Origin of the sequence: Rossellomorea sp. SC111 (genome assembly GCF_024733565.1) — a bacterium.
Lineage (GTDB): Bacteria > Bacillota > Bacilli > Bacillales > Bacillaceae_B > Rossellomorea.
The window spans coordinates 1-19654 of record NZ_JANIOC010000006.1 but is presented as its reverse complement, the minus strand read 5'-3'; the positions used below and the strand labels follow the sequence as shown (position 1 = coordinate 19654).

General features: G+C 42.5%; 20 protein-coding genes. 3 read left to right on the top strand and 17 right to left on the bottom strand.

Annotated features, from left to right (window positions below):
- Positions 1 to 4: 4 nt before the first annotated feature.
- From rsmH to NQ095_RS09065, 8 genes are all read right to left on the bottom strand, one after another.
- Positions 5 to 940 (bottom strand): 16S rRNA (cytosine(1402)-N(4))-methyltransferase RsmH, encoded by a 936-nt coding sequence (gene rsmH, locus NQ095_RS09100; protein ID WP_258263181.1) that lies wholly within the window; start codon positions 938 to 940, stop codon positions 5 to 7.
- A 38-nt stretch (positions 941 to 978) separates the two neighbouring features.
- Positions 979 to 1410, bottom strand: a complete 432-nt coding sequence (gene mraZ, locus NQ095_RS09095) for a division/cell wall cluster transcriptional repressor MraZ (RefSeq protein ID WP_098440851.1) — start codon at positions 1408 to 1410, stop codon at positions 979 to 981.
- A 219-nt stretch (positions 1411 to 1629) separates the two neighbouring features.
- Complete coding sequence (gene bshC, locus NQ095_RS09090) at positions 1630 to 3249, bottom strand: bacillithiol biosynthesis cysteine-adding enzyme BshC (RefSeq protein ID WP_258263180.1); 1620 nt, start codon at positions 3247 to 3249, stop codon at positions 1630 to 1632.
- Positions 3250 to 3336: 87 nt separating this feature from the next.
- Complete coding sequence (locus NQ095_RS09085; protein ID WP_060669895.1) at positions 3337 to 3723, bottom strand: DUF3397 domain-containing protein; 387 nt, start codon at positions 3721 to 3723, stop codon at positions 3337 to 3339.
- A 1-nt stretch (position 3724) separates the two neighbouring features.
- On the bottom strand, positions 3725 to 4621 hold the full coding sequence (locus NQ095_RS09080; protein WP_258263179.1) for a 2-dehydropantoate 2-reductase: 897 nt from the start codon (positions 4619 to 4621) through the stop codon (positions 3725 to 3727).
- Between the two features lie 140 nt (positions 4622 to 4761).
- Positions 4762 to 6303, bottom strand: coding sequence for an acyl-CoA carboxylase subunit beta (locus NQ095_RS09075; protein WP_258263177.1), 1542 nt, complete (start codon positions 6301 to 6303; stop codon positions 4762 to 4764).
- A gap of 94 nt (positions 6304 to 6397) precedes the next feature.
- Complete coding sequence (locus NQ095_RS09070) at positions 6398 to 6613, bottom strand: biotin/lipoyl-binding carrier protein (RefSeq protein WP_060669906.1); 216 nt, start codon at positions 6611 to 6613, stop codon at positions 6398 to 6400.
- A 45-nt stretch (positions 6614 to 6658) separates the two neighbouring features.
- Positions 6659 to 8014, bottom strand: a complete 1356-nt coding sequence (locus tag NQ095_RS09065; protein ID WP_258263176.1) for an acetyl-CoA carboxylase biotin carboxylase subunit — start codon at positions 8012 to 8014, stop codon at positions 6659 to 6661.
- Between the two features lie 232 nt (positions 8015 to 8246).
- Here NQ095_RS09065 and NQ095_RS09060 point away from each other — a divergent pair, with 232 nt between their 5' ends.
- Positions 8247 to 8723, top strand: coding sequence for an N-acetyltransferase (locus NQ095_RS09060; RefSeq protein ID WP_258263175.1), 477 nt, complete (start codon positions 8247 to 8249; stop codon positions 8721 to 8723).
- Between the two features lie 49 nt (positions 8724 to 8772).
- On the opposite strand, the gene NQ095_RS09055 is transcribed toward NQ095_RS09060, so the two are convergent.
- The 4 genes from NQ095_RS09055 to NQ095_RS09040 form a co-directional block, all read right to left on the bottom strand.
- Positions 8773 to 9384 (bottom strand): RsfA family transcriptional regulator, encoded by a 612-nt coding sequence (locus tag NQ095_RS09055; RefSeq protein ID WP_258263174.1) that lies wholly within the window; start codon positions 9382 to 9384, stop codon positions 8773 to 8775.
- Between the two features lie 127 nt (positions 9385 to 9511).
- Entirely contained in the window at positions 9512 to 10270 is a 759-nt protein-coding gene (locus NQ095_RS09050; RefSeq protein WP_258263173.1) for an enoyl-CoA hydratase/isomerase family protein, read from the bottom strand.
- 132 nt (positions 10271 to 10402) lie between these two features.
- The gene (gene rpmF, locus NQ095_RS09045; protein WP_060669915.1) at positions 10403 to 10576 is read right to left on the bottom strand and encodes a 50S ribosomal protein L32; all 174 of its coding nucleotides are present in this window, start codon (positions 10574 to 10576) and stop codon (positions 10403 to 10405) included.
- A gap of 64 nt (positions 10577 to 10640) precedes the next feature.
- The gene (locus tag NQ095_RS09040; protein WP_258263172.1) at positions 10641 to 11183 is read right to left on the bottom strand and encodes a YceD family protein; all 543 of its coding nucleotides are present in this window, start codon (positions 11181 to 11183) and stop codon (positions 10641 to 10643) included.
- Between the two features lie 480 nt (positions 11184 to 11663).
- On the opposite strand from NQ095_RS09040, the gene NQ095_RS09035 reads away from it, so the two are divergent.
- Positions 11664 to 12881, top strand: coding sequence for a nucleotidyltransferase (locus tag NQ095_RS09035; RefSeq protein ID WP_258263171.1), 1218 nt, complete (start codon positions 11664 to 11666; stop codon positions 12879 to 12881).
- Positions 12882 to 12924: 43 nt separating this feature from the next.
- Here NQ095_RS09035 and NQ095_RS09030 read toward each other — a convergent pair whose 3' ends face one another.
- Positions 12925 to 13968, bottom strand: a complete 1044-nt coding sequence (locus NQ095_RS09030; protein ID WP_258263170.1) for a SepM family pheromone-processing serine protease — start codon at positions 13966 to 13968, stop codon at positions 12925 to 12927.
- A gap of 4 nt (positions 13969 to 13972) precedes the next feature.
- On the bottom strand, positions 13973 to 14752 hold the full coding sequence (locus NQ095_RS09025; protein WP_258263169.1) for a patatin-like phospholipase family protein: 780 nt from the start codon (positions 14750 to 14752) through the stop codon (positions 13973 to 13975).
- A 175-nt stretch (positions 14753 to 14927) separates the two neighbouring features.
- Between NQ095_RS09025 and ylbJ the strand changes: the two genes are divergently transcribed.
- Complete coding sequence (ylbJ, locus tag NQ095_RS09020; protein WP_258263168.1) at positions 14928 to 16148, top strand: sporulation integral membrane protein YlbJ; 1221 nt, start codon at positions 14928 to 14930, stop codon at positions 16146 to 16148.
- A 76-nt stretch (positions 16149 to 16224) separates the two neighbouring features.
- Here ylbJ and coaD read toward each other — a convergent pair whose 3' ends face one another.
- The 3 genes from coaD to NQ095_RS09005 all read right to left on the bottom strand — a co-directional run bounded on the left by coaD (position 16225) and on the right by NQ095_RS09005 (position 18969).
- Entirely contained in the window at positions 16225 to 16710 is a 486-nt protein-coding gene (gene coaD / locus NQ095_RS09015) for a pantetheine-phosphate adenylyltransferase (protein WP_258263167.1), read from the bottom strand.
- A gap of 35 nt (positions 16711 to 16745) precedes the next feature.
- Complete coding sequence (rsmD, locus tag NQ095_RS09010; RefSeq protein ID WP_258263166.1) at positions 16746 to 17300, bottom strand: 16S rRNA (guanine(966)-N(2))-methyltransferase RsmD; 555 nt, start codon at positions 17298 to 17300, stop codon at positions 16746 to 16748.
- Between the two features lie 262 nt (positions 17301 to 17562).
- Positions 17563 to 18969, bottom strand: coding sequence for a hypothetical protein (locus NQ095_RS09005; RefSeq protein ID WP_258263165.1), 1407 nt, complete (start codon positions 18967 to 18969; stop codon positions 17563 to 17565).
- Positions 18970 to 19654: the final 685 nt, after the last annotated feature.

Sequence of the window (19654 nt, the reverse complement as noted above, 5' to 3'; positions counted from 1 at the left end):
CTTTTTATATATTTTTTTCTGCGATTCTCAATTTAGCCGACCTTGCCCGATTATTTTCTTCCAATTCTTCTTCGCTTGGCAGGATCGGTTTTCTCGTTACTAGTTTAAGTTCTGCTTCATATCCTTCCGGGATAATAGGTAATCCCGGTGGCAGGTCCGGTCCTGATGCTTTTTCTTTGAACATCGTTTTACAAATCCGGTCCTCTAAAGAATGGAACGTGATGACACTCACTCTTCCGCCCTTATGCAGAAGCCCTATGGCTTGTTCCAACGAATCCTCGAAGGCCCCAAGCTCATCGTTGACGGCTATGCGGATTGCTTGGAAGACCCTTTTGGCAGGATGACCACCCTTTCGTCTTGCAGGTGCAGGAATCCCTTCCTTGATCAGTTCTACTAATTCACCTGTCGTTTCGATTGCTTTCACTTCGCGTGCGGCTTCAATCTTTCTTGCAATCTGCTTCGAAAACTTTTCTTCACCATACCGGTAAAAGATTCGGACCAGATCTTCAAATGACCAGTGGTTTACGACATCAAATGCACTCACTTCGCCTTGTAAGTCCATTCTCATATCGAGAGGCGCATCGTGGTGATAACTAAAGCCCCTTTCAGGAGTATCCAATTGAGGAGATGACACACCCAGATCGTAAAGAATCCCATCCACACTATGTACTCCGAGATGTTCAAGTTCTTCCTTGATATGTCGGAAATTGGATTGAACGAATGTGACCCTGTCCTGATAAGCTGCAAGCTTTTCTTTCGCATGATTGATGGCCGTTTCATCCTGATCGAAGCAATAGAGATGCCCCTCGGACGAAAGCTGGCTGGCCAGGTACTCACTATGACCCGCCCCGCCTAACGTACAATCCACATAGACTCCATCTTCCTTGATTCCCAGTCCATTTACGGTTTCTTTCAATAATACAGTTGTATGTTTAAACATGTTGACTTCACCTTTCCAATCGAACGTTTTGTGGTGGGCTAAATATCAAATCCCACCATATTCTCAGCAAGCTCGGCAAATGAATCTTCAGACTGTGTGAAATAGTCTTCCCATAATGATTTACTCCAAATCTCAATTCGATTGGAAACTCCCAAAATAATGCATTCTTTATCCAATTGTGCATAATTCACAAGTGTAGCAGGAATATTCACCCTGCCCGTTTTATCCAGTTCACTCTCGGTTGCCCCCGAGAAGAAGAATCGAGTGAAGGAACGGGCATCTTTTTTAGTAAGCGGCAGGGCTTTAAGCTTTTCCTCTAGGGATCGCCACTCATCCATGGGGTAACCAAATAAGCACTGATCAAGTCCCCGGGTGATGACAAATGAATCCCCGAGATGATCACGGAACTTGGCAGGTACGATTATACGGCCTTTATTATCAATATTATGTTGATATTCGCCCATGAACATATGCACTGCCCCCACTTTCTATCACAAATGTACCACATCCCCCCACTTTTCTCCACTCTTTTCTATATTCTTTCCTTGCAAAATATTTCCTCTATTTTTCATTAGTGTTTTTCCTGCTTTTACAGACAAATTTCCAGAGTTGAATTTTGTCTTTATACAACAGAAAAAGGACCAAATTCGCATATCAAAACGAATTTGGTCCTTTTATATATTGACCGATCAGATGTAGATCACCTTATGAGTGCCATCAAAAGAATATTCCAGAGTGGTCAGGTCCCTTATGAAAGTGGGGCCGTATTTGTTCAGGAAGTACAGGACATTCCAGGTTCTTTCCTGTGGTCCTTCATTTGGTCTGATACTGTTTTCCACTTTCATGAACTGGGTGAAGATCAAGGAGTGCTTATCTTTTAACGCTTTGTCAATTTTTTTGCGTAAATAATCGAACTGACCATGATGAAATTCAAGATTCTTATCAAGAATCGGATTTAATCCCTGATCAATCGAGACGGCCTGTTTACGGATTTCCTCATATCGGCGATCGAGGTCATCCTGAATGCTCTTCATTTCCTTTTCTAACCCAGGACGTTCAAGGGATTTCCAAAAGGCATCCCTGGCAGTTGTTACCCCTTCTGTAATCACTCCGTGAATGGATAGTTGGAGGTCTTTGATCCTCTTATTTATCTCCCTTTCCACTATGGTGATATTTAATCGTGGCACGACGGGAGGCATCTTCAAATCTACATATTCAAACGCTCTTTTCAATTCTCCCCAGTAGGCTATTTCACCAGGTCCGGCAATAAACGCCAGGTTCGGGAATAGCCATTCCTGCATCATCGGCCTTGTGACGACATTATTGCTGAATGATTCAGGGCTTTTCTCCAACATCGATAATAACTCGACGGAAGAGAAGGTTTTTCCGCTATTTTTCTCAAAAAACAGATCCCCATCCCGGTCTAACAAAGCCCTTTCATTCTGAATTTGAAGAAAAAGATTGGCGGCAGAAGGAGAGATCTCCAGCTGAGTTTGAAAACCACTTTCCCGGATGTCGCGCTGTTGCAGAAGGACCGCATCCGTTATCGACTGGCTGTTTTCAATCAAATGACGGAAATGGGCCGCTTCAAGTTTTCTAAGTGGTGGATGGGAGGAATCAATGACCAGTAATCCAAATTCCTTGAATAAACTCATTACGATATGAGCAAATAAGCGGACGATTGACTCTTCCTCATCGATCATCTGATGAAGCTCCACTGAAAGCTGTTTTGAGTATTCCGTTTCCCCTAAAGCAATCAGTATGTCATCAAGCCATTTCTTCATTACTGAGTTGGAATACGTTATGAGAGAGGTCATCTTTTTTTCCAATACCCTCTCAGGATACCCCACCTTTTCAAGCTTTGATCCTTTTTCAACGTATATATGATTCACTTCCTGATAATCGTGGTCTTCTCCCGCAATCCAAAAAACCGGTACCACGGGGTGCCTAAGTTCCGCTTCCTGCTGCCTGGCCAATTGAATGACTGAAATGATTTTATGTATGGTATAAAGGGGGCCAGTCAAAAGACCTGCCTGTTGACCGGCAACGACGGTTACCGCATTATTCCTCAGTTTCTCAAGTGCCTCTTCTACTTTATCGGAAGTAGGCAGCCCTTTCATATAGGAAGAGATGCACTCTGATAGACCCTCCCGAGGGAAGTGACGGGACCTTAAATCCTCCATCCGTTCCTCGTAAACGGATGGTCTGTTGATATTATAGTGAAAAAAAGAAGTGACAGGCTCTTCTTGTTTTAAGTATTTAGACGCAAACTGATTTATTGCTGGAATGTTTAAGCTTTCCAATTCCATATGAATTACTCCTTTTCTAGCTCTTGATATCCTAACGAAGAGTATATCATTCCACTTAATGAAAAGGAAAAAACTTGCCTGCAAATTTTAATACAATTCCAGAATTCGGAGGATGAGACCTGTGATCATTAATGTGATATAGGCAGTGAAAAATAAAAGGAAGTTCACCCGCCAGAAGCCCCTGAGGACTTTTGGATAGTCGATCTCACCTTTTGCTTTCCAGTACATAATGGCAAACAGGACACCGATTGAACAGACCACAATAAAAATGAGCCACAGGTATGATGTCTTCCAAATGGCGAGGACAATAAAGTGAACAGATACAATCAAGAGAAATGTCGTAATATCAATGGCAATATGAACAGCTCTCCTGTGACTTTTTAAGATTTCCTTGGCAAGAATAAAACTAATGAAATACCCCAGAAATGGAATCATAACGAATATGGCAATGATCGTCGAAAAAATGGAAGCCATTTTATCCCCCCAGACCTTCTCTTTCTATTCCTTTAACTAATTGGTAAAGTAGATTCATGATGGGTACAAAATGGTGTTCTTTTTGCGCTTTTTCCAGAAGGACTCCAATGATCGATTCAATTTCCGTCCTTCTTTGTGATTCTATGTCTTTTAACATGGAAGATCTGTTTAGATATGTATTCCGGCAGATATCGACTACTTTTTCGAAGGAGATATTCCCTTCCATTTGCGGAAATAAGAGTAGCATCTCATTGAATAGATCCTTCTGCAGTCCATGGAAAAATGGGTTGTCAACAAGCTTACCATTCGTCACACCCGTTAGAGCTGTCAGGGGGTTGATTAATACATTGACGAATAATTTAGTCAGCAACATTTCCTCGAAGTCTTGCTGGATTGAAAACGGGAAGGAAGCAGAACTCTTTGATACTAATTCTTCTATAACACGCCCATTTCCTCTAATTAACGCAATATTCGTCCCGGCTTCCCCTAAATGATGGACGGTGACATCATTATCCTTCATTGCTCCATGCTCCACTGACCCCGCGATCAGGTGATGATGAGGTAATGCTTTCACCCATTCAACATGACCCACCCCGTTTTGAACAAACATCAGGGGGAGATGAGAACCTAGTTCGACGAGTTTATTTCTAAGAAACGGGAGATCATATTCCTTCACTGCCACAATTACAAGGTCTAATTCCTTCTGAACTTCAAATTCTTGGGCTGCTCCGACCCTGGTTGTGATTGCCGACCCATTTTTATGTATGGTAACTCCATTTTCCACCAGTGATCGGACTTGGGACTCTCTCCTCACGATAAGGGTCACATCAAATAACCGGCCTAAATAACCAGCAAATAAAAGGCCTATCGCTCCGCCTCCAATGACTCCAATTTTCATACAAACTCCTTCTTTTTCATCGTTTATGAACATTTTACCAAAATTTCATCAGTGAGAAAACGGTTATAGGTAGAAAGAATCAATTGCTATTTGAAAGAAAGGGCCCGTCCCAAAGGAACGAGCCCTGCTTTAATATATCATTATACAGGATATACTGGATGTTTTCTGTCACTGAACTTGACATCCTTTGTTTCATAAAGCTTATAGCGTTGGATCAATACGGTACGTAATTCGTTCGGGGCGGTGATTTCATCCACAATTAATTCAGACGCCAATTTATAAATATCGATATGTTCTTTATATTCCTTCTGTTTTTCCTGGACATACTGAATTCTTTCTTTCGGATCTTCGATAGCTTGGATCTTGTTGGAATAGACGGCATTCACCGCAGCCTCCGGACCCATTACGGCGATTTGCGCCGTAGGAAGAGCAATACATACATCCGGGTCGAATGCAGGACCAGCCATGGCATATAAACCTGCTCCATAAGCTTTCCTTACGATTACGGAAATTTTCGTTACCGTTGCCGAACTCATGGCAGCTATCAATTTTGCACCGTGACGGATAATCCCCGCTCTTTCCACTTTCGTCCCGATCATGAATCCTGGTACATCAGCCAGGAATAACAAAGGAATATGGAAAGCATCACATAATTGAATGAATTTAGCCCCTTTATCTGCAGAATCATGGAAAAGGACTCCACCCTTCACTTTCGGTTGATTGGCAATGATGCCCACTACCTTCCCGTCAAGTCGGCCGAACCCAGTGATCAATTCAGGAGCGAACAGCTTTTTCATTTCAAAGAAGCTTCCTTCATCAATCAACGTATCGATGCAATCATACATATTGAAAGGAGCATTTTGATGTTCAGGGATGATGTCTTCCAGCAGTTTATCATGTTTAGGTGCAAGTCCATCCAACACCTTTGGCTTGTGCTGATAATTTGCCGGGAAGTAACTTAAATACCTCTTCGCTTCTTCAATCGCTTCCTCTTCGGATGCCGCAAGCAGGTCACCACATCCACTGACCGTACAATGCATTCTTGCACCACCCATTTCTTCAAGGGTCACTTTCTCCCCGATGACTTTTTCCGCCATTCGAGGCGACCCAAGATACATGGACGCATTTCCATCTACCATGATGACGATGTCACAGAAGGCAGGAATATATGCTCCTCCAGCTGCCGATGGTCCAAAAAGGACGCAAATTTGTGGAACCATCCCGGACATCTTTACTTGGTTATGAAATATTTTGCCTGCCCCCCGCCGATTCGGGAACATATCTAACTGATCGGTGATGCGTGCACCTGCAGAGTCCACTAAATAGAAGATAGGCACTTTTAAATTGAGTGCCGTTTCTTGGATCCGGATGATTTTCTCTACCGTCCTCGCACCCCAGGAACCGGCTTTGACCGTGGAATCATTGGCCATGACGCACACAGTCTGCCCTCCTACTTTTCCGGTCGCCGTCACAACTCCATCAGCCGGTAAATCTTCAGCCTTGTTGTTGGCAAACATCCCATCTTCCTGATAATCCCCATTATCAAATAATTGTTGAAGACGATCCCGGACAAACATCTTTTTCTGTTCTTTCAATTTCTCATGATATTTTGGCTGTCCACCGGATGCAATTCTTTCTCTCGTTTCTTCAAGAGTATTGATGATCGTTTTAGATGTCGACATACTATCCCCTCCGTCGTTTTATGTAAATATCCAAGTACGGCTCACAGACAAGCCAGAAATCGCCATTGATTTCTGGCTCATTGTTTTACCAGGATCATCCTTCGATTGTAAGTAGTACATCCCCTTCATTCACGAAGTCCCCTACACTTACTTTAATCTCTGTCACTTTCCCTCCCGCTTCAGCTTCAACGGGAATTTCCATTTTCATAGATTCAAGCATTAGAACTGTATCCCCGGTAGACACCTCTCCACCTTGTTCCACCAATACATTTAATACCGTCCCTGCCATTGTTGATGTGATTTCCTTCATGATTGATTCCTCCAGTTTATCTTCTTATGTTTGATTTAGTGCTCATTACGTGCGGTTGGCTGTCAAAAAGTCCTGAAGCCATTTAGTCGTATATGATCCTTCTATAAAGCCGCTGTCTTCAATGATATCCCTGAAAAGACTGACATTCGTTTTGACCCCTTCAATCGTTACCCCTGCAAAGAAAACCTTTGCTTTATTCAGCGCATCCTGGCGGTCATTTCCCTTGATGATACATTTAGAGATCATCGGATCATAGAATGGAGTCACATTATTCCCCTTTTCATATCCGCTGTCAATACGGACACCTTCACCTTCACCTTCGCCCCATTCCAATTCTGTCAGCTTTCCTGGAGAAGGGTAAAACGTCTTTGGATCTTCGGCATATACCCTGAACTCAATCGCATGACCGGTATTCTGGATTTCCTCCTGCCTGCAAAGAGGCAGAGGCTCTCCGCCCGCGACAATCAGCTGCCATTTCACAAGATCGAGCCCTGTGACCGTTTCAGTGACCGGATGCTCTACCTGAAGGCGGGTATTCATTTCAAGGAAGTAAAAATTCTCTTCTTCATCAACGATAAATTCTACCGTTCCTGCATTCGTATAATTCACTGCCCTTCCAGCCTGTATGGCAGCTGTGAACATCTTCTCCTTCGTTCCTTGAGAGAGGGCAGGAGAAGGAGATTCTTCTATCACTTTCTGGTTTCTTCGTTGTACGGAACAATTTCGTTCGAATAGATGAACGAGATTCCCATGATGATCACCGAAGATTTGTACTTCTACATGTCTTGCATTCTCTATACATTTCTCAAGAAAGACTTCCTCTTTCCCGAAATAAGCTTTTGCACGGTTTTTAGTAGAATCGAAGCTTTGAACGAGCGCTTGCTCATTTTCACAGCGGATCATGCCGATGCCCCCACCTCCGCCACTTGCCTTCAGCATAACGGGATAGCCGATTTCCTGCGCAACCCTTTTAGCATCCTCGATGGTACCGACTCCTCCGTCGCTCCCTGGTACCACAGGGACAGACGCTTCCTGCATTACTCTTCTCGCCTCTACCTTATCTCCCATTTTTTCAATGATGTCATGGGCAGGACCAATAAAAGTAAAGCCCTCTTCCGTCACCCTTTTCGCGAAGTCAGCATTTTCCGATAGCAGGCCGTACCCAGGGTGGATTCCATCCACTTTCTCTTTCTTTGCAACATCCAGTATATTGTCCACTACTAAGTATGAACGGTTCACTTGTGATTCACCTATGCGGAATGCAGCATCCGCTTCTTTCACAAAGGGCATATCCTGATCTGCATCTGAATAAACCGCGACTGTTTGAATGTTTAATTGTTTACATGTTTTGATGATCCTTGAAGCGATTTCTCCCCTGTTTGCAATTAATATCTTCTGCACAATCTCTCCCCTTTCTTCATAGAACACACCTGTTCATAATACGAATTCTACAAAAATCGTCGAAATCCTTCTTCTCTATTGTAAACGTTTTCTTAATTAAGTGCAGAATTTTTTGTTATTTTGTTATATAATAATAATAAATACTTGTTCTAATAATAAACGAATTGCAAACGGAAACAACATTCTTCATGTTTCCAAAGAATCATGTTTCAGCATTTTAGGAGGTCATATTATGGCAGTGAAAGTGGAAAAATTAAAAGTAAACTATAAAACTCTAGAGGAGTTTAAGAAATTTAAAGAATATGGTGTACAGGAATTATCCATGCTTGAGGAACTGCAGGCGAATATTATTGAAAACGATAGTGAATCTCCATTTTACGGAATTTATTTCGGGGATACCCTGGTTGCCAGAATGAGTCTTTACCAACGCAATGCCCGTTTTGATCAATACTTCGATCCTCCCCAGAATTACCTGGAGCTTTGGAAGCTTGAAGTATTGCCAAAGTATCAGAATAAAAGCTACGGAAAAGAATTAGTGGAATTCGCCAAGAACTTCGGATTGCCGATCAAAACAAACTCCCGTATCAAATCTCAAGGTTTCTGGGAGAAAATGGGGTTTGAAGCCGTAACATACGAAGTAGAAAGAGATTTAGGTGAAAATCCATACGTATGGTTCCCTGAAGGGGTCAAAGAACAAAAAATCAGTTAATACACAAAAAAAGGCTTGCTCAAGTATACTTGAGTCAGCCTTTTTCTTTTCATTTATTCAATCTTTGTAAATTTCCGTTCTTATCCATTTGAAATTTCACTTTGTCCTCATTTCCTTGGAGCAGGGCCATTTTTCTCGCTTTTTCAAAAATGGCCAATAAAGATTTATGATCTTCTTCAAGAAGATTGAATTTTTCTTGATACTCTTTCAACTCTTCTTCTGTTTCTTTAAGCTTTTCCTGCAGTTGTGAGATTTGTTTATGAAGCTGATTGTTTTCATTTCGTACCTTTTCCTCGATACGGACAGCTTCCTCTGCTTTTTGAAGGTACTGTATCATACTCCCCATTGAAAATGCTTCCGGAGATTCCGACGTACTTTCAACCGTCGGGATTTCCTGCTTTTCTTCATACGCCTTCTTTAGCGGAGAATGTTTCTTAGATTGCTTTCTCTGTTTCTTTGCCAGTTCGATTCCGGATTTATATTGTTTACGAACAAATGAATTCCAACGAAAGCCGCATGCCGCGGATGTCCTTGATAGTTTTTTTCCTACTTCTTCAAACGCCTGCAGCTGAGTACCACCTTCGCGTATATGGCGCAGCACCACTTCCGCTAACAATACATCTTCATCCTGGCTCCAGGCATCCTGTCTATTTGAAGACATTTCCATCCCCCCTATTTCGTCAGTTTCTCCATACATATGCTCTTACTAGAGAAGATAGAATCAGCCTCACTATTTTTTAATATACAAAAAAGGAACCGGTTTTCGCCTGCTCCTTTTGGTGATCTGCCTATTTAGATAAAAATTGTTCTACTGCCATGTGGTGCTCATCTTGTGCCCAAAGTTCGGAACATTGTTTGATTTCCTCCACGATATTCTCTTCTATCCTCTTTGTATTCCACTGGTTTAGAAGTTGTCGCTTATATGCCTTCAATACCTCTGCAGATTTAGATGAAATCATTTTAATAAATGGCACTTCATGAACAGGTATCGTTTCATCCACCACTTCATCTACGAACCCCATTTGAAAAAGGGCTTCTGCCTGTTCCAAACGCGCCGTCATTAAAAGAGAAAGGGCTTTGGAAACAGGCAGTCTTTCAAGGAGCAAAGTCCCTCCTCCCCATCCAGTCGTGATGGCAAGATTCCCTTGAACGAACCCCATTTTAGCGGTTCTTCTTGAAACCCTGAAATCACATGCAGTGGCGATCTCACATCCCCCGCCAATTGCTGTCCCATTGATGAAGGCAATGGTAGGTTTCGGCAGAAAGGCGAGTCTCGTAAGAAGGCTACCCATCTTACTAAGCATTTCGTAGCTTTGACTTTGTGTTTTCAGATTGTGGAACTGCGACAAGTCTCCTCCGGAACAAAATGCCCGATCTCCACTCCCTGTTATAAGGAGCGCTTTCACTTGATCGTTTTGAACGCTCTCATCCATTGCCTCCCTAAGCCCATTCATGATTTCATAGCTCACTGCATTTCGTTTATGTGGCCGGTCGATGATAAACTCTAATATCCCTTCATTGTTCATATGTATTACATATTCTCCCATTCTTTAAAGCCCCCTTCTATTTTACTTATAGTGTATGGGTTTCAAGAGGGGATGAACAGACTTTTTCTATTTATACGACAAAAAAAGCGTGAAGAGCCATGGTCTCTTCACGCTTTTTTGAGGTGTAAACGATTATTTGTTTACAACTTCTTTTCCTTTATACGTTCCGCACTCTTTACAAACACGGTGTGCCAATTTCATTTCACCACAGTTTGGGCATGCTACCATACCAGGTACACTTAGTTTGATGTGTGTACGACGTTGTCTTTTTGCTGTTTTAGAAGTTCTTCTAAAAGGTACTGCCATTCTTCCCACCTCCTTAAAAGAGATTCATACTCATTATGAAGCCAGTCGAGCTGGTACTTCGCTTTTAAGAGTTCTTGTTTTGATCAAGAAGTTTTGCTAAGTCAGCGAGTCGAGGATCTACTTTCTTTTCTTCCTCTTGTTCGACTTCACGAGCCTGTTCTTCGGTCATCACTTCCCAGTTCTTACCGGAAGGCATCTCATCTTGTTCTCTCGCTTCATCACTGATTACTTGCATCGGAATCTCAAGTAACAGCAATTCTCTAATAGCCGGTTTTAAATCAATAACATCACCTTGTATACGATGTACTTCCTCTTCCTCATACTGATCATAATCAGCTTCATTAAGAAGATACGTCTCAATCGTATTGATGTCAACTGGTAAATCGACATCCACAAGGGTTCTTGAGCAAGGCAGGACTAACTTCCCTTCTATATGAAGATGGAAAGTGACACGGTTTGAACCAATATCTGCCTTTCCAGACACCCGAATAGGCGAGACTTCTATAATTTGGGGATCGACTTCTTTCAGGTCGTCCAAATTAATCGTTTCGTCTATGGAAAGTCCCTTGTCTCTAAATTTTTGTAATTGGATTATTGACCATTTCAATGTAATCACCTCAAGGCAACAAAGGTAATTATAGCTTTCATAATACCGTTTGTCAATATTTTTTCTTTACACTCTTTACTTCCATAGTGTTGTAATTATAACGTTTAAATATAAGGATTTTCAAATATTTTATGATATTCGTTATGATTTCCTATTGAGATGCATAAATGGGCTCGTAAAAAACACAGAGACCGTTCCTCTCCGCTGCAGCCACTTGCTTTCCTCGTGGAGGAAGTCAAGCCTCCTCGGGCTGGTGCCCTGCGGGGTCTTGACCTTTCCTCTATTTCCCGCAGGAGTCAAGTGGCTTCCGCTACGATCCACTCTTTGGTTCTAAGAAAAAGTCTTTCCCCAATCTAACGGAAAGACAAAATCATTAAATATGTTATATTTAGTTAGATTCAATAAAATAGGATATTTGAGTACTTTTATTTTCTATTATAAAGAATGTGAGACTGATTTCGGAAAGGATGTGTGGATTTTATGAGAGCCACAGGGGTCGTAGTGGAGTATAATCCATTTCATAATGGACATTTACATCATTTGAGGGAGACGCGGGCAACTACAGGGGCGGATATCGTCGTGGCCGTGATGAGTGGGCACTTTCTCCAGCGTGGAGAGCCTGCACTCGTTTCCAAATGGGCACGTACCAGGATGGCGTTGGAGACGGGAGTGGATGTTGTCATAGAGCTTCCATATTGTTTTGCGACTCAGCATGCTGAAATTTTTTCAAAAGGTGCCATTTCACTCCTTGATCGTTTTGGCTGTGAGAGCTTCTGTTTCGGAAGCGAAGATGGTGATATGGATGCTTTCCTCAACACGATTCGATTCATCCAAACCAACCAGGAGCAATACAATGCGTACATAAAAGGATTTATCCAGGAAGGGATGAGCTATCCTTCAGCCCTCGCCGGTGCATTTCGGAAATTAGGCCATCAGGACGATGTCATCGATTTAAGTAAACCCAACAATATTTTGGGATTTCACTATTTGGAAGCAAGGAACCAGCTTTGTTCTTCATTAAAAGCGTATACCATTACGCGTGAATCAGCCGGTTACCATGATGAACATTTCTCCTCCCCTTCAATTGCCAGTGCAACCAGCATTCGAAAAAGCATATTCAGTACCCGTGGGGATCACGAGATCGGATTTTATCTACCCGCCAGTTCTGTGCAGGAACTGGATAGGTATAAAAGTGAGTATGGAGGATTCCACAGGTGGGAGAATTATTGGCCATTGCTTCAGTATAAGCTTCTCTCCTCTTCAAAAGATGAGTTGAGGGATATATATGAAGTAGAAGAGGGAATAGAAAACCGGATGGTAGAGTGTGCGAAGTCTACCTTGTCCTTTGAAGAATTCATGACCAAGCTCAAGACGAAGCGATATACTTGGACACGCCTTCAAAGAATGCTCCTTCACGTATTAACCGATACACATAAAGAAGAGATGCGGAACCGGCATGACTCCCCAAGTTACATCCGCCTTTTAGGAATGAATGACAGGGGCAGGGAATATATCCGTTCCCGGAAAAAGAACCTGTCCCTCCCTTTGATCAGCAAGCTATCTAGTGCAGATCAACACGAAATACATTTAGATGTAAAGGCCGCGGAAATCTATTCATTGGGCATACAGCATCCAGATGCACGAAAAAGACTGCTTCGACAAGAGTGGTCTCAACCGCCTATCATGAAGACAATATGATTCAAACAAAGAGACTGCCCCAGTACTGAGGCAGTCTCTTTGTTCAGTTTTTGATTGATTTGAGGAAGGACAGGGCTTCATCAAAAGTTTTTACAGGTATCACTTTCATATCCGTACCGATGTCTTCAGCAGTTCTTTTCGCAGCTGCATAGTTGGATTCAAGATCAGGGTATTTTTTCTTCATTTCTTTCGTAATGGTTTCATCCGGTGCAAGGAAATATTCGGCATCCGCTTTGTCAGCAGCAATGATTTTTTGTTCGATGCCGCCGATACGTCCGACTACTCCATCCTCTGAGATTGTCCCGGTCCCGGCAATCCTGTGCCCTTTAGCAAGGTCTTCCTCGGTTAGTTGATCATAGATCTCCAAACTGAACATCAATCCGGCAGAAGGTCCTCCTATTTCCTCGGTCTCAAGCTTTACTGGTGGATCGGTAATGATTTCTTTATCATCGCTTAATGTGATGCCGAGGCCAATTTTATCAGGGGCATCGGGAAATTCTTCCAGTGGAATCGTTTCAACCCTTTCCTCTTTATCCCGCACGAACGTGATATCCACTTTGTCTCCCTTTGTTTTCCCACTTACGTAATCAATGAATTCTTGTGAGGACTGAAACGTTTGACCATCGATGGCTGTGATCCGATCGCCCGGTTTCAGGACTTTTTCAGCCGGCATGTCAGGATATATATTTAATACATAAATCCCTTTATATTTATATTCATACGGTTTGCCTGCTTTGCTGTATGCCACTTCAATGGCATGGCTTTGGGAGTTATTCATGAGCTGAAGTTGGCGAAGATTGTATTCTTCATCGCTTTCATGTGGACTCCTGATCTCCTCTACCGGAAAGATATATTCATATTTCCTTATGCTCGCCATTAGATAGGCATATATATTCGCCCTTCCCATTCTGACGGTTGTCAGCATCAGTTCCCCATCGTCCTCATATCCATTCTCGACGTGGACGATTGGATCCAGTTCATGTGCACTTCCGGGTTTCGTTACATAGAAAGGCAGATAATAAAAAGAAGTGGCGACCATGATGATGGTCATGATGATCAGGGTTCTTATCAGCGTTTTCGTTTTCATATTTTTACTCCTTCCAATTGTCCAGAGCTTCCTTGATGGAAGGAATAGCCTTCTTTGCTTCTTCTTCTCCCATATCGATGATTTCTTCAATGTTTTTAAAAGCTCTGGTACTGTACATTTCTACATGTGGTCTGATCATGAAATCAGAAGCAAATTCACGGTGAGCGACGATTTCCAGTTGAAGGATATCGATGCTTTGCATGATCACGTCATATATGGTGGTGATTTCTGCATTACGTTTCACATGAGACACATCGACCCCGATCACAATATCCGCTCCCATTTCTTTCACCACCGAAACCGGGACCCGGTCAATGACGCCCCCGTCCACCAATAGACGGCCATTTATCCTTTCAGGCACAAAAATACCAGGTATAGCGATACTTGCCCTTACAGCGCTTGCTATTGGACCGGTGGTAAATATGACTTTTTCTCCATTGGTTATGTCAGTTGCCACAACACTTACAGGGATATTTAATTCTTCAATATTTTTATTATGAGTAAAAAGCTGAATGAACTCTTTTATTCTTTTACCAGATATGAAACCCATTTTCGGAACAGTAAAGTCCAAGTAATACTTTCTTCTGAAGGTAGTGGAAAGCTTGTAGAGGTCTTCCATCTTGTGACCCACCCCATAGAAGCAGCCCACAAGTGCGCCCATACTGCTGCCTGCAATCATATCAATCGGTATTTCAGCATCATCAAAGGCTTTCAAGACGCCTAAATGAGCAAATCCCCTTGCGCCACCCGAGCCGAGGGCTAATCCGATCTTTGGTCTATCCATGCCCTTCCCCCTTTTCCCGAGTTATCGGTCTATTCATCATATGGTCTATTTCAGTTATGTATGAGTATATTGAATAATATGAGGACAAGTTGAATTAATCTCATTTTATCATTCTTTTCCCATTTCACAAGGAATTGAGATAGAAGGAACTATTTTCTTAGGGGAGGAAGTCCTGTTGTTTAAATCCAAAATCAAGACCTTGGCTTTATCCATAAGTGTGACGGTATTTGCCACATCTCTTATCTTGATGCCCGGGGAATCATTGGAGGCATCCATCAGAGGGTTGGACATGTGGTGGGAAATCGTCTTTCCATCCTTATTGCCGTTTTTTATTGTGTCTGAAATGCTGATCGGATTTGGGGTAGTCCGGTTTATAGGAGTTATGCTGGAGCCCTTGATGAGGCCATTATTCCGGGTCCCGGGAGTAGGCGGGTTTGTGTGGGCCATGGGGATGGCATCGGGGTTTCCCGCAGGAGCTAAATTGACGGCCAGGTTGCGTCAGGAAGAACAAATTTCGAAAGTGGAAGCAGAACGACTCGTTTCATTCACCAACTCTTCCAACCCGCTATTCATATTCGGAGCAGTATCTGTCGGGTTCTTCCAAAACGCTACACTGGGCATTGTGTTAGCAGCCGCTCATTATATCGGGAACATTTTTGTTGGCGTCGTCATGAGGTTCTATGGAGCCAAAGAGAAAGAAGAAATCAGAAGCAGCCTAACAAAAAGGAAAGGTTTCATCCTCCGGGAAGCATTCTCTGCACTTCACCGGACAAGACTGGAGGACAAACGCCCCATCGGTAAACTATTGGGGGATGCCGTCACTTCCTCTATTCAAACGTTATTAATGATCGGTGGATTCATCATCTTATTTTCTGTTATTAATAAAATGCTGTATCACCTGCACATCACGACCTTTTTTGCCGAGGGTCTATCGACATTATTTGTACTTCTGCAATTACCCGATCAGTTAAGCATCCCATTTATCTCAGGGCTCTTTGAAATCACATTGGGTTCAAAGCTCACAAGCGGCGTAACTGAAGCCACCCTCCTCCATCAAGCGATCATCACAAGCTTTATATTAGGCTTCAGTGGATTCAGCGTCCAGGCACAGGTCGCAAGTATCCTTGCAGATACGGATATTCGATTTAAACCTTTCTTCTACGCACGCTTAGTTCATGGATTTGCAGCTTCTGTCACTACCATTCTCATTTGGAAGCCTATTTATAAAAGGTTCTCCGATGAACAGCTATCCAATGCCATCCCGGTATTCGCCAGGCATAACGACGCATTTTGGACCGATATGCTCTATTGGTTCAAAACGGTTGGTCCCATTATCACGATTTCAAGTCTGATCGTATACAGTATTCTATATGCCCGAAAACATGTAATTGAATGAAAAACAAGGTTGATCCCCCTAGACCGATATCACAGTTAGTGAATATAAGGTCTATAGTTGGATCAACCCTGAATGGTTAGTCACGTTGATATTTCGTCTTTAGTGATTCTTCTACACGCTTCGGTACAAGCTCAGAGATATCGCCACCGTATTTAGCCACTTCTTTGACAATACTCGAACTTAAGAAAGAATACTGGTTATTCGTCATAATAAAGAACGTCTCTATTTCATCATCCAGGACCCGGTTCATGGACGTGATCTGCATTTCATATTCAAAGTCCGATACCGCCCTTAATCCCCTGATGATCGCTTTTGCATTCACATTCTTCGCATAATCGACCAACAAACCTTGGAATGAATCGACGACCACATTCGGTATATCCCTGGTGACTTCCCGAATCAATTCAATTCGTTCTTCCACCGAAAATAGTGGTTTCTTAGAAGAATTATTCAGTACTACCACATACATTTCATCAAAAACCTTAGCACCCCGTGTAATAATATCCAAATGTCCGTATGTAATGGGATCAAAGCTTCCCGGACAAACTGCTATACTTGGCATTTTCTTACCTCCCGTTCTTTATCTTAATTCCTCAATCATTCTCCTCTGGAAAATATCGATATTCTGATGATTCCGTAGGTCTCTTCCCTTACCTTCTCCAAGCTTCCCACTCTATCTTCCAGTGTCATTTCCGATCCATGCTCACACATGACGAAACCGCTTTCATTTAGAAGATTGTGTTCATCGATGAATTCCAGGAGTTGTTGAAGCTTTTGCTGTTTGTATGGAGGATCCAGAAATATATAGTCAAAGACTATTTCTCTTTTTAGTATCGCCTTTAATGCTCTCGTAGCTTCATTTCGGTATACTTCACTTTGATCCATCAAATCACAGTCTTTAAGATTGGCCTTTACCGTTTGAAACGCCTTTTGATCCCTATCCACGAAAATGACGGAATCGAGTCCGCGGCTCAACGCTTCAATGCCAAGTCCACCGCTTCCTGCAAACAAGTCCAATCCTGTCCCGCCATCAAAATAGGGACCTAACATATTGAATATCGATTCTTTCACCTTATCTGTTGTGGGCCGTGTTCCACTTCCAGGAACAGCCTTTAGCGGCCTGCCCTTTAACGTACCTGATATGACTCTCATAATCATCCACCATATATGTATTTTTTCCTCCCTATCCTATCATATCTCGACACATATCGCCACATTCATAATTTCGACCAAAAATGTATAAAATCATTTTGATAGGTGATAATGAAAGTAACAGCATCCTAACTGATGTTGTTGCCAACCGCGGAGAAGACTTACGATTCCCCATAAGTTCTTCCTCCGGTTTCTCCTCTCCCTTTGCCTTCTTTCCAGAGATGGATATAGAAGGACCCTGCAGAAAGTTCTGCAGGGCTTTTTACATTTCCTTTAAAATCTCGATGGCATTTTCCTTGTTCTTCACTTCCGCATCGAACAATTTTCCATACCAGTGTATGTCCATATAAATGGTATCCCCTATCATTTGAACCGGCTTCCCCAGTAATCCGTAGTTTTCTTCATTATATATGAAATAATCTTCATTTATATAGAACCTTAATGTATTTCCCTCTACAGAAGTGAAGTATACGCCGGGCTGCAGTTCTTCCATTTCAATTCCTAATGCCTCGACGGCTTCAGGGAACTGAATGTATTCCTTTTGTTGATATGAAATGTAAGAGAGCTGAATTGGTTTTCGATTGACCTTCATTGGCTTACTCGCATTGAGGATAAGCAGAGGATGCTCATTCCCTTTTACACTTTCAGCAAAAAAAGAGCATATAAACCCTGTCACGCTACTGACTGCTTCATCAAACATGTCACTGTCTATGGATTGATCTTTTATCTTTTTTCTAAGATCATCCCACTGGGAAGAGGTGAGACCGTCTTTTAGCTGTTTGTATGCCCATGCCGGTTTAGCAGCGTATGGAGGCTCATTAAGTAGGATACTGACAGCCAATTCCTTCAACCACGCATCTTCATCACTTGAGGACAACGTTTGATACAACAGGCTATGCCTTATACTTTTCAACTGCTCCCCGTACGCATCATTGATCACGATCAGATGAGGGGAGTTAAAAGGTTTGATTTTATCCGTAATGAGGACTTTCACATAACCGTCAGCGGATTCGAGTGTATCCAGCTTGTCAAATCCGACTGGATCCCCTTCCTCGGTCAATATCGTTACTTTTGAAGAGCCACTCTCTTTCCATGATTCTTTAGTCCACACTAGATCCGAAGGTTCCCCTCTGCCACTGAAGAAATAATAATCGATATAATCCAGTTTTTTATGGCTTGAAGATGGATAACCCGCTATCCATTTTCCGTTTCTTAAGCTCTTTTCGGTTAACTGAATATCTGTTTTGAGGGTAGAAACCCCAGAAAGTACAGGATACCAATTTCTTAATGGCATATTCTCAGCTTTCGTCGACTGCTTTAATGAATAGGTTATGGTGATTTCCTGAGGATCATGATTGAACGTACTTACATAAAATTCACCGTTTTCTTTCGTTAGACAATTGTTTTCTTCTTTATCTATACAGGTAAAGTTCCCCGCCTCAGCCGGCCATTTGATCAAGAGGGGGGCAGGAGAAATGGTTGATTGGAAGTGGATCTTCTGAGTCACATGAAACGTATCTTCTTTATGAATGATGGAATAGGATTGACTTACCTCAACAATACTGGATTCACCCGCACTCTCTGTCGTAAACCCCATCCACTGGAAGAAGAGAATGCCCGAACTTACCAGAATCATCAAAAAACCGAAAGTGAATACAAATCGTTTCATACTATACCCCTTACATCCGTTTGCTACTTAAAGAATAGCAGAAATAGAAGAATAATTGTGGTACATATTTGTGAAATCCTTCAAATATTGTTGTTTTTTTCACTTCCTATGATCTGTAGCTCTGTCAACGAGTGTGAGCTACAGGGTGAGGGGAACTGCTTCGCTTTCCACGGACGTTCGGCCGAGCCTCCTCAGCACACTTCGCTTCCGGGGTCTCGACACGCCCGTTTTTCCGTAGGAGTCTACGCAGTTCCCCACACCCTCTTATCAAGCTATTGGTGACAGAGCCAAATGCTTCTCAAAAACCATTAAAGAATTAAGAGCATTTAACTTTAACTATTCTATAACTATAAACAATCACTTCTGCCTTAAAAAAACCGAAGCAATATAGACATTTATTTACTATAGTTGATTGGAGCGGAAGGTGCTCGACTCCTGCGGGAAATGCTGGACAGCACGAAATGCGGAGGCGGGTTGTTCAGCCCCGACAAGCATAAGATGAATGGACTAAGAAGGCGTCCTTTTGCCTTCTTGGGCCATTAAGCTTATGACCTCGAGGGGCTAGCCGCCGGAGCTGGACAGTTGAGACCCCGCAGGGCAACGCTGAGTTGCACCCCTATTGTTGGACACCCCAACCAACAATAGGAGGTACCAGCACATATGGCCAAGTTTACTCAAGAATCTA